At 41.3% G+C, this 11,187-nt stretch carries 7 protein-coding genes; 5 read left to right on the top strand and 2 right to left on the bottom strand.

Features of this window, described 5'->3' with window-relative positions; translation table 11 throughout:
* Window positions 1-729 precede the first annotated feature (729 nt).
* From lrp to serS, 5 genes are all read left to right on the top strand, one after another.
* On the top strand, window positions 730-1,224 hold the full coding sequence (gene lrp / locus E5A76_RS02655; RefSeq protein ID WP_005368765.1) for a leucine-responsive transcriptional regulator Lrp: 495 nt from the start codon (window positions 730-732) through the stop codon (window positions 1,222-1,224).
* Between the two features lie 442 nt (window positions 1,225-1,666).
* A complete protein-coding gene (locus E5A76_RS02650; RefSeq protein ID WP_161118023.1) occupies window positions 1,667-4,891 on the top strand; it encodes a DNA translocase FtsK 4TM domain-containing protein in 3,225 nt (1,074 codons plus the stop codon).
* Window positions 4,892-4,989: 98 nt separating this feature from the next.
* Window positions 4,990-5,607, top strand: coding sequence for an outer membrane lipoprotein chaperone LolA (gene lolA / locus E5A76_RS02645; RefSeq protein ID WP_081001625.1), 618 nt, complete (start codon window positions 4,990-4,992; stop codon window positions 5,605-5,607).
* Between the two features lie 104 nt (window positions 5,608-5,711).
* Window positions 5,712-7,052 (top strand): replication-associated recombination protein A, encoded by a 1,341-nt coding sequence (locus E5A76_RS02640; protein WP_053986911.1) that lies wholly within the window; start codon window positions 5,712-5,714, stop codon window positions 7,050-7,052.
* A 129-nt stretch (window positions 7,053-7,181) separates the two neighbouring features.
* On the top strand, window positions 7,182-8,489 hold the full coding sequence (gene serS, locus E5A76_RS02635; protein WP_008987513.1) for a serine--tRNA ligase: 1,308 nt from the start codon (window positions 7,182-7,184) through the stop codon (window positions 8,487-8,489).
* Between the two features lie 44 nt (window positions 8,490-8,533).
* On the opposite strand, the gene E5A76_RS02630 is transcribed toward serS, so the two are convergent.
* Both E5A76_RS02630 and E5A76_RS02625 read right to left on the bottom strand, forming a co-directional pair.
* Window positions 8,534-9,382 (bottom strand): hypothetical protein, encoded by an 849-nt coding sequence (locus tag E5A76_RS02630; RefSeq protein WP_161118022.1) that lies wholly within the window; start codon window positions 9,380-9,382, stop codon window positions 8,534-8,536.
* 231 nt (window positions 9,383-9,613) lie between these two features.
* The gene (locus tag E5A76_RS02625; RefSeq protein WP_161118021.1) at window positions 9,614-10,927 is read right to left on the bottom strand and encodes a dicarboxylate/amino acid:cation symporter; all 1,314 of its coding nucleotides are present in this window, start codon (window positions 10,925-10,927) and stop codon (window positions 9,614-9,616) included.
* Window positions 10,928-11,187: the final 260 nt, after the last annotated feature.

Below are 11,187 nucleotides of genomic sequence, written 5' to 3'. Positions count from 1 at the left end.
GAAATAAAATGTTATGTCCATCACAAAAAAAAGCGAAAGATAATGAATGCCTTAATTGGTTAATTTTGCAAAATCAGATCGTCTTTTTATATATGTTGATTTTTACATTTCTACGTAGTCGTTAATCATAGAATCGGTTGTTAATGATTTAAACAAAATGACAAACCACTTGTAACATACTGATCTTTTAGCGTTTAACGCTGTACTCTGATGTTTAATATGAACCACAGCTGACAGGGCTAAAATGAGTATGTCATGGCTTGAAGCATAATTAATGCATTTTTATTCTCTTATTTATGCGAAATGAGCGCACTTTGTTGCCAATGATATGAAGTTAAAGATACAAGATTAATGAGTTTTAAGCACATTTTCGTCGTGATTATTACCTTATTTACTAAGGTTTTACTTTGACAATCATTTCTTATCTGGTAAAAATTTCTATAACTGCATTTAAAACCTCACTTTATTTTGTATTGTGAGGAAATGATAAGTATTCATTTTTAGAGTTAAATTCTAATGTGTTTTGGCAGGACGCTAGGCCTGTGTAGGGGACATCTTTAGCATGATCATCTTTATGGTGTAGTTGATTGCGCAAGTGAGCATTTGGCCAGATATAAGTTATTAGCTGTAATTTATTACTATTGTTTTTGACTTATTCAGTATTTGATTCTAAAAATAGATAGAATGTAGTATATTTTTTTGCAAGGAAGTAAGAAGGTGGAATAAAAAATGGTAGATACCAAAAAGAAACCGTCCAAGGAATTGGATCGCATTGACCGTAACATACTGAATGAACTTCAAAAAGATGGTCGAATTTCTAACGTTGAACTATCTAAGCGTGTTGGTTTATCGCCAACGCCTTGTCTTGAGCGTGTTCGTCGACTAGAGCGTCAGGGCTACATTAGTGGCTATACAGCACTTCTGAATCCACAATTTCTTGATGCCTCACTTTTAGTGTTTGTTGAAATTACACTAAACCGTGGTGCGCCTGATGTTTTTGAGCAGTTTAATAAATCAGTACAAGAGCTAGAAGATATTCAAGAGTGTCATCTAGTTTCAGGTGATTTTGACTACTTGTTGAAGACACGTGTATCGGACATGTCTGCATACCGTAAGTTGCTAGGTGAAACGTTACTTCGCCTACCGGGTGTAAATGACACACGTACTTACGTGGTAATGGAAGAAGTGAAACAATCAAATAATCTCGTTATTAAAACACGATAAGCGACTGCGAAGCGTTGAAATAACTGAATAAACGAGCGGCTATGGCCGCTCGTTTTGTTTTTATTAAATCAAAACGCTTACGTACTGTTGTTTAATTGGGCAAACGGTTATTCAAATTGACATAATGATGAATTTTTTTATCTATTCACCGTCTAAAATAAGATTTTGATATGAACTATTTGTACCTAGCCATTGTGGAGAAATAGGCAACTTTTTCACTAAAAAGTTTTTCGGTACACAGACAATGTGCGCAATTAGTATAGAATAGTGGCATTGAGACAATGACATTGTATTTTTGATATTTGGCTAAGCTTTATAGCGCATTTGGTTATGAAGATTACTATTGGTCGATGAATGTCTTAGATTTCTGGCAAGTTTTTGAGTTTTTATAGAGACATCGGAGTTATCCTTGAGGAAGATTAAAGGTAAAAAACTGTCCCAGATGCGTTTGTCAGGTACACAACGCATCATTGAAGGTTTTTTAATCATCAGTATTTTAGCCGCTATTTATCTAATGGTGGCATTGGTAACATTTAACCCTGCAGATCCATCATGGTCACAAACTGCATGGGATGGAGTTGTACAGAATAAAGCTGGCGCATTAGGCGCTTTAGTTGCTGATACATTTTTCTTCAGCTTTGGCTCTTTAGCTTATGTTTTCCCTGCCTTAATTGTATTACTAGGTACTTACTTATTCCGTAGACGCTCGAAAAGTTTATCCCATGACTACATGGTTTACGGTACGCGTCTGTTAGGTCTCATTTTATTGTTACTGACTAGCTGTGGCCTTGCTGATCTAAACTTTGATGATATTTGGTACTTCTCATCAGGCGGTGTAGTAGGGGATGTGGTGTCGAATATCTCTATGCCGTTATTGAATGTACTAGGTACCACGTTAGTGTTAATGGCAATTTGGGCGATTGGTTTTACATTATTCTCTGGTGTTTCTTGGACATCTATTGCAGATACATTGGGTGAGAAGACGCTTTCATCATTAACGTGGTTCTTAAATAAATTCCGTTCAGATAAGCATGAGGTGATGCGACCTTTTGCAACAGAAATCCCTGATGAATCTGAAATGCCTTATATCGCTCAATTAGATGAGTTTGATGCAGGGGACGATCCATTATTATCTTCTTACGCTGATGACTTCACATCTGTAGAGAAAAAAGAGTCGTCATCGCCTTATAAAATTGTTCGTGCTAACTCAGCGATCACACGCGATCCATTATTAGAGCCAAGCCCTATTGTTGAACCGGCAGTGGAGCCTGTGGGATCTCAGCCAGTGACACAACCACAAGCGGCAGTTCAACAACCTGTAGTATCTCAGCCAGTGACACAGCCACAAGTGACAGTACAACAACCTGTGGTAACTCAGCCTGTGGCACAACAACAAGCGGCAGTTCAACAACCTGTAGTATCTCAACCAGTGGCACAACCACAAGCAGCGGTACAACAGCCTGTAGTATCTCAACCAGTGGCACAACCACAAGCAGCGGTACAACAGCCTGTAGTATCTCAGCCTGTGGCACAACCACAAGCAGCGGTACAACAACCTGTAGTATCTCAACCAGTAGCGCAACCACAAGCGGCACTTCAGCAACCTGTGGTATCTCAGCCTGTAGCACAACCACAAGCAGCAGTTCAGCAACCTGTGGTATCTCAGCCAGTGGCACAGCCACAAGCAGAAGTACAACAGCCTGTGGCGCAACCACAATCTCAAGTATCAGCTCAACAACCTCGTGGACTTTCTATTGAAGAGCTAGAGCGTGAGTTAGATAAAGATGAAGACTTCACCGTTCCTGTTGATGAGTACACGCAAAGTGCGATTGATGCTGCTGAACCTACGGTTTCACCACAAGCTTATGCGCCTCAACAAAGTGCTATAGCTGCTGCAGAAGCCGTACAGCCAGCTGTAGTTGAACCTACAATCACACAATCATTTGCAGCTCAACCTACACCAGCTAGTGATATTGAAATTGGTGTTCAAGACGGTATGTCTGAACTTGAGCGTGGTGAAGCACCATTAACAGTAGAAGAGCAAGAGAAAGCAGATCAAGAAGCCTTTTTGCAAAACATTCGTGATCTACAAAAAGAACAAGCACACTTGGCTGGATTAGATAATCCATTTTTAATGCAAACAGAAGTTGATCTTCCTGCGCCAACATCACCAATGCCGACATTAGACTTACTTCAAGAAGCTCGTCGTACAGTCGAACCTGCTTCTGAGGAAGAGTTGCAAGCGACAGCTGCGTTAATTGAATCTAAGTTAGTTGATTACAAAATTAAAGCGCAGGTGAAAGGGATCTTTCCGGGGCCGGTTATTACCCGCTTTGAATTAGATTTAGCGCCGGGTGTGAAAGTTAGCCGTATTTCTGGTCTATCAAAAGACTTGGCTCGCGCACTATCAGTGATGGCTGTACGTGTAGTAGAAGCGATCCCTGGTAAGCCATACATTGGTTTAGAGCTGCCAAATAAAGGCCGTGAAACGGTTTATTTATCAGAAGTGATTGCAAGTGATCGTTTCCAGAATATGAATGGTTCACTGCCAATTGTATTAGGTAGTGATATTGCTGGTGAAGCTGTTGTTGCTGACTTAAGTAAAATGCCACACTTACTTGTTGCTGGTACGACAGGTTCAGGTAAGTCAGTGGGTGTAAACGTAATGATTTTGAGCTTGCTATATAAGTGTAAGCCAGAAGATTGTCGTTTCATTATGATTGACCCGAAAATGTTGGAGCTTTCAATTTATGAAGGTATTCCGCACCTACTGACTGAAGTTGTTACTGACATGAAAGATGCAGGTAATGCCCTACGTTGGTGTGTTGGTGAAATGGAACGTCGTTATAAGCTAATGGCGAAATGTGGCGTACGTAACCTAGCGGGCTTCAACGATAAATTAGAGGAAGCAGCGGCGGCAGGTTACCCTATCCATGATCCATTATGGCAACCAGGCGATACCATGGATGAGTACCCACCATTACTGGAAAAAATGCCAAGTATTGTGGTGATCATCGATGAATTTGCTGATTTGATGATGGTTGTAGGTAAGAAAGTCGAAGAGTTGATTGCTCGTCTTGCACAGAAAGCACGTGCGGCAGGTATTCACTTAGTTCTTGCGACTCAGCGTCCATCAGTAGATGTTATCACTGGCTTGATCAAAGCAAACATTCCAACACGTATGGCGTTTACTGTGTCAACCAAGACGGATTCACGAACCATTCTTGACCAAGGCGGTGCAGAGTCACTACTGGGTATGGGTGATATGTTGTATCTTCCACCGGGTCAAAGTCACACCACGCGTGTTCACGGTGCATTTGCATCAGATGATGATGTTCATAATGTGGTTAACGATTGGAAAGCACGTGGCAAGCCACAATATATCGATAGTATCTTAAGCTCTGATCAAGGTGCAGAAAGTTTACTTCCTGGTGAAACATCGACAGGTGGTGATGACGATATTGACCAATTGTTTGATGAAGTAGCAGCGTTTGTCACGGAAACACGTCGAGCATCAGTATCAGGTGTTCAACGTCGCTTTAAGATTGGTTATAACCGCGCTGCTCGTATTGTCGAGCAATTAGAAGCACATGGTATTGTTAGTCCTCCGGGGCATAACTCAAACCGAGAAGTATTAGCGCCAGCGCCAGTACAGATCCATGATTAATGAAATCACCGACAACTTGTTGTTAGTGAATTTATAGCGTAACTTAAACCGCTGTAACATTTATGTTCGGCGGTTTACTTTAATAGAGGTTAGCGAATATGATGAAGAAGTTATGGCTAAGTATGTTAGTTGCCGTACCTATGTTGGCAACAGCCAATGCTTGGGCGACACCAGAACAAGCATTGAGTAGCCGCCTTGATAAAGTGAATGCATTTAGCGCTAACTTTACCCAAAAAGTGATCAGTCCTGATGGTGAAACACTGGTTGATGGCACTGGTGATTTATCGATTAAACGTCCAAACCTATTTCGTTGGGATACCAAAACACCAGATGAAAGTTTATTAGTATCTGACGGTAAAACGGTTTGGTATTACAGTCCATTTGTTGAACAAGTGACAGCGATGTGGTTAAAAGATGCTACAGAGCAAACGCCATTTGTTCTATTAACAAGAAATAGCCCGAAAGATTGGGCTCGCTATAATGTTCAGCAACTTGCTGATACTTTCACTCTGACACCAAAAGATAAAACGTCTTCAATGGATAAGTTTATCGTGACTGTCTCTCAAGATGGACAGGTACGTAACTTCTCTGTGGTTGAAAGTGATGGTCAACGTAGTAACTATACTTTATCTAAATTTACCCGCACCACACCTGCGGCAAGTTTGTTTAAGTTCACACCGCCGAAAGGGGTTGAGCTAGATGATCAGCGACAGTGATCAATCAATGAATAGGCAAATACTTTTCGTCTAACATCATTGTTTCATTCGAATATAATAGGTGGCTGTATAGCCACCTTTTTCTGTTTATGGGAGTCGTTATTTTGAATAACTTCAGCCTTGATTTTTCTTCTGATTTCAGACCGCTAGCAGCAAGAATGCGACCTCGAACAGTAGAAGAATATATCGGTCAACAACATATCTTAGGTGAAGGAAAACCTCTGCGTCGGGCATTAGAAGCCGGTCATTTACACTCCATGATTTTATGGGGACCACCAGGGACAGGAAAAACCACATTGGCAGAAGTAGCGGCACATTATGCCAATGCTGAGGTAGAGCGTGTTTCTGCAGTGACATCTGGTATTAAAGATATCCGTGCGGCAATTGATAAAGCGCGTGATAACAAAATGGCAGGGCGTCGTACAATTTTGTTTGTCGACGAGGTGCATCGTTTTAATAAAAGTCAGCAAGATGCCTTCTTACCGCATATCGAAGATGGCACAGTGACGTTTATCGGTGCTACGACAGAGAACCCATCGTTTGAACTAAATAACGCATTGTTGTCCCGTGCTCGTGTTTATAAACTTAAATCGCTAGAAGATAGCGAGATCTTACAAGTGCTCGATCAAGCATTAACAGACAAAGAGCGTGGCGTGAGTGAAACAAACCTTCACTTCGTTGATGATATTAAAGAAAAGCTAGCGGAGTTTGTCCGTGGTGATGCGCGAATGTCTTTAAATTATCTGGAGCAGCTCATTGATATGGCTGAAGAAGATGACAAAGGCGTTAAGCAAATCACGGTTGAATTATTAGCAGAAGTGACGGGTGAAAAAGTCGCACGTTTTGATAACAAAGGTGATCTTTGGTACGACATGATCTCTGCGGTACATAAATCAATTCGAGGCTCTAACCCGGATGGTGCTTTGTATTGGTTTGCTCGTATGCTGCAAGCTGGCTGTGATCCTTTGTACGTCGCACGTCGTTTGTTGGCGATAGCTTCAGAAGATATTGGTAATGCCGATCCTCGTGCAATGCAAGTCGCTGTATCTGCATGGGATTGTTATACCCGTGTTGGTGCTTACGAAGGAGAGCGTGCCATTGCTCAAGCGATTGTGTACTTAGCTTGTGCTGCTAAAAGTAATGCGGTTTATGTGGCGTTTAATCAAGCTAAAGCTGACGCACGTGAATTTCCTGACTTTGAAGTGCCGCATCACCTGCGTAATGCACCAACTAAGCTAATGAAAGAGCTTGGTTACGGTGAAGGTTATCGTTATGCCCACGATGAGCCAGGCGCTTATGCGGCTGGAGAAGTGTATTTACCGCAAGAAATACGTGATCGGGTTTATTACCAGCCGTCAAACCGTGGTTTAGAAATGAAAATATCCGAAAAGTTGGATTATCTTGCTTCTTTAGATGCAAAAAGCCCGTTAAAGCGCTACCAATAATAAGGCTTTTTGGGTATCGTTAAACCACTGGCAGTGACATGAGAGAACTGCCTTCCTACATTACAGGCTATTTTCACTAAAATAGCCTAAATAACGTGCATTTCAGAATATTAAGAGCACAGGATTAGCATGCTAGATTCTAAATTACTTCGAACAGAGCTGGATGAAACAGCTGAAAAACTCGCGCGTCGTGGTTTTACCCTTGATGTTGAAACTTTACGTAACCTTGAAGAGAAGCGTAAGTCCCTTCAAGTTAAGACAGAAGAGCTTCAAGCTCTACGTAACTCGCGATCGAAGTCGATTGGTCAGGCAAAAGCGAAAGGCGATCACGAAGAAGCTGAACGTATCATGGCTGAAGTGGGTAACCTAGGTTCTGAGCTTGATGAAGCGAAAAAAGCGTTGGCTGAACTACAAGCAGAATTGGATGTTATCACTCAATCTGTACCAAACATTCCAGATGATTCTGTGCCAGTAGGTAAAGATGAGTCAGAGAACGTAGAAATTTCTCGTTGGGGTGAGCCAAAAACTTACGACTTCGAAGTGAAAGATCACGTAGATCTAGGTGAAATGGCTGGTGGCCTTGACTTTGCAAGTGCTGTAAAAATCACTGGCGCACGTTTCATCGTAATGAAAGGTCAATTTGCTCGTCTACACCGTGCAATTGCACAGTTTATGCTAGATCTTCACACTGAAGAGCACGGTTACACAGAAATGTACGTACCGTACCTAGTAAATGCAGACAGCCTATTCGGTACAGGTCAGCTACCAAAATTTGGTGAAGATCTATTCCACACTCAGCCACTAACTGAAAAAGTGAATGATGAAGAGCCACGTACGCTTTCATTAATTCCAACAGCAGAAGTGCCTGTAACAAACATGATGCGTGACACCATCACCGATGAAGCTGATCTTCCAGTGAAGATGACTGCACATACACCATGTTTCCGTTCTGAAGCAGGTTCTTACGGTCGTGATACACGTGGCCTTATCCGTATGCACCAGTTCGACAAAGTTGAGCTTGTTCAAATCACTAAGCCTGAAGATTCAATGGCGGCACTAGAAGAGCTAACAGGCCACGCTGAGAAAGTACTTCAGCTGCTAGAGCTTCCATACCGTAAAGTAGTACTTTGTACAGGTGATATGGGCTTTGGTTCATGCAAAACTTACGATCTTGAAGTATGGGTTCCTGCTCAAGAGACTTACCGTGAAATCTCTTCTTGTTCTAACATGTGGGATTTCCAAGCACGTCGTATGCAAGCGCGTTTCCGCCGTAAGGGTGAGAAGAAGCCTGAGCTTCTACACACACTAAACGGTTCTGGTCTTGCAGTTGGTCGTACAATGGTTGCTATTCTAGAAAACAACCAGCAAGCTGACGGTCGTATTGAAATTCCTGAAGTGCTACGTAAGTACATGAACGGTATGACACACATCGGTTAATTTCTGATTTGTTGTTTGAAAACCCAGCCATCGTGCTGGGTTTTTTATTTTTGGCAGTCATGATCAGCTAAACATGCGGTTAAACTCGGAGCTTCAATTGCAAGTTCATCGGCTATATCCGCTAAGATCAAATCAAAGTATTGGAAAATGGTGTCTGAGATTTGAAATGAGTAGCTATATAGCCCTTGCTTTAATTCTGTTTCATTGGGTTTGTTAAAAGACAGAGCTAGAAAATTAGGTAGCAGCTTTTCAATCGGCCAAGTCGGTGGCTGTTGTTGGCTAAGCATTTGAATTTGCTCCAAACGACGTTGGATCATTTTGATATGAATTTTAAGCTCACGTTGATAAATATTACTTTTGATTGGGTAGTGATCTATCGTCCATCGAAAACGGTGAAGATTATCTAGTGAGTTTAAGATAATAGGCCAAGCTGCTTGGTAGTGTTCGAACGCATGATCTTTCTCTGAGGTTAATAGGGCGGAGCTTACTACATCATCAATAAGATACATGATATGGCGAATAATGCGTCCATGAACGGCTTGGCTGCGCCGTAAAGTATACTCATGGCATTCAGTTAATAAGGTTTGTATTTCTTTGCGTAAGATCCGAAACATGGGTTTGTGGTTGCTGTCAGCCTGATGAATTAATACCGTTAAGGTTTCCTTCATAATATGGGTTTTGACGTTGACGGATTCATCGAATTCAACGTTTTTGTTTGGATGAGCCAGTTTCTGGTGGCAAAAACGACGGTGATAGCGAATGAATTCTATCAATTGTCGTAGCATCATTATTTGTTCAAACTGTCTTTTTAATTGGTTATTATTTTTTTGTAGTTTTTGAAACCACAAATAAATAGCCAACAGTGCAATAGTCAGAACTCCTACTAACCACATAACGCGTCCCTCGATATTTAATGTGTATTTACTAAATAGGCAATCCCTGTGCCCATTTTAAAATCATTTAAAAACAATGAATTAATAACTTTCGGGTAAGCTTATAAGCCATTTATTGAACGATATCTGTTCAATTGCACCAAGATAGCGCGTTTGAGATAAGGTAAGCAGCAGTAAGGAAAAAGGCGCCATGAAGGCGCCTTATTTATAGATGAAGAGTTTTATGATCTTCTATGATTCTTGCTTTAGAGGATGGAAGTTAACTTTCTCATCTTCAACAGCGGCTTGTGGGTCATTAAAACGCTCAACGTCTAATTCGTTTTCGGTTTTCGCGACAATACATGATACAACCGAGTCACCAGTGATGTTTACTGCAGTACGGATCATATCAAGTAGACGGTCAACACCCATGATAATCGCGATACCTTCAACCGGTAGACCTACTTGGTTCAGTACCATTGCAAGCATGATTAGACCAACACCTGGTACACCTGCAGTACCTACAGAAGCTAAAGTTGCTGTAACAATAACGGCTACATAGTCGCCCATGCTCAAATCAATGTTAAAGGCTTGCGCGATGAATACTGTCGCCACACCTTGCATGATTGCTGTGCCGTCCATATTGATGGTCGCACCTAGCGGTACAGTAAACGATGCAATTTTATTGTTAACACCTAAACGTTTAGTTGCTGTTTCCATAGTTACTGGAATCGTTGCGTTTGACGATGCAGTTGAGAATGCGAACATCACGGCATCTTCCATCTTCTTGAGGAAAGTAATTGGACTTAAACCTGTGAAGATTTTTAGCATTGCACTGTAGGTGACTAAACCGTGGATCAGTAATGCAGCAACAAGTACTAAGAAGTAGTTAATTAGGTTAAAGATGGCATCTAGACCTAAACTTGTGAACAATTTCGCCATTAAGAAGAACACACCAAATGGGGCAATGTTCATCAGTAGCGCAACTAGTTTCATTATCACTTCATTAAGATCTTTGAAGATTTCGGCAATACGTTCACCTGGTTTGCCCGCAGCACTGATAGCAATACCGAATAACACAGCAAATACGATGATTTGAAGGGTGTTACCGTTCGCCATTGAGCTGATTGGGTTCGTTGGGAACATACCTACAATTACGCTGCCTAGCGTAGGCGCTTCTTTTGCGACGAAAGTCGTTGCTGCACTTAGATCTGCACCAGCACCTGGTTTGAAAACGTTAGCCAGAAATAGTGCAAGGGTAATTGCAATCGCAGTGGTTGCTAGATAGAACGCAACAGTTTTACCGCCTAAGCGTCCTAGTGTTGCAATATCTTTAAGCGAGCTCGTACCGCAAACAAGTGATACAAACACTAGCGGAACAACAAGCATCTTTAAGCTGGCAATGAAAATTTTTCCACCAACATCGAATAAACCATCGACGATGTATTCATGGATAAAAGAGAAATCAGCAAAAAAGGTGCGAATTAAAAATCCGGTGAGAATACCTAATACCATACCGAGAATGACTCGGGATGTAAGAGACATTTTTTTCTTCGTTGTTGACATGGGTTCTTCCTTATAATTATGCACTCTGTCCATCTGTATATCAGAGCAACAAAGAGACTATCAGGAGTTCAATCCATCAACCTAAGTAAAAATACGATCAAAATTTAACTATATGGCTTTCGTCACGTTTTTTATATTTTATTAAAGTTATTTGGTGGTATTTGTAACCATTACTTAACAAGCGGGTGGTTTTTACTATGGGTAGCTCACGATTTTTACTGATTGAGAATTTGGGTATAAATTTTAGTGATGTTCTTATC

This window comes from Photobacterium lucens, from assembly GCF_009873615.1.
GTDB lineage: Bacteria > Pseudomonadota > Gammaproteobacteria > Enterobacterales > Vibrionaceae > Photobacterium > Photobacterium lucens.
The sequence above is the reverse complement of the archived record's forward strand: the minus strand, read 5'-3'. Positions and strand labels throughout refer to the sequence as shown.

What these genes read in the sequence shown, in the direction of transcription:
- lrp (WP_005368765.1), top strand. Translation starts at nt 730, where the DNA reads ATGGTAGATACCAAAAAGAAACCGTCCAAGGAATTGGATCGCATTGAC.
- E5A76_RS02650 (WP_161118023.1), top strand. Translation starts at nt 1,667, where the DNA reads ATGCGTTTGTCAGGTACACAACGCATCATTGAAGGTTTTTTAATCATC.
- lolA (WP_081001625.1), top strand. Translation starts at nt 4,990, where the DNA reads ATGATGAAGAAGTTATGGCTAAGTATGTTAGTTGCCGTACCTATGTTG.
- serS (WP_008987513.1), top strand. Translation starts at nt 7,182, where the DNA reads ATGCTAGATTCTAAATTACTTCGAACAGAGCTGGATGAAACAGCTGAA.
- E5A76_RS02630 (WP_161118022.1), bottom strand. Translation starts at nt 9,382, where the DNA reads ATGTGGTTAGTAGGAGTTCTGACTATTGCACTGTTGGCTATTTATTTG.
- E5A76_RS02625 (WP_161118021.1), bottom strand. Translation starts at nt 10,927, where the DNA reads ATGTCAACAACGAAGAAAAAAATGTCTCTTACATCCCGAGTCATTCTC.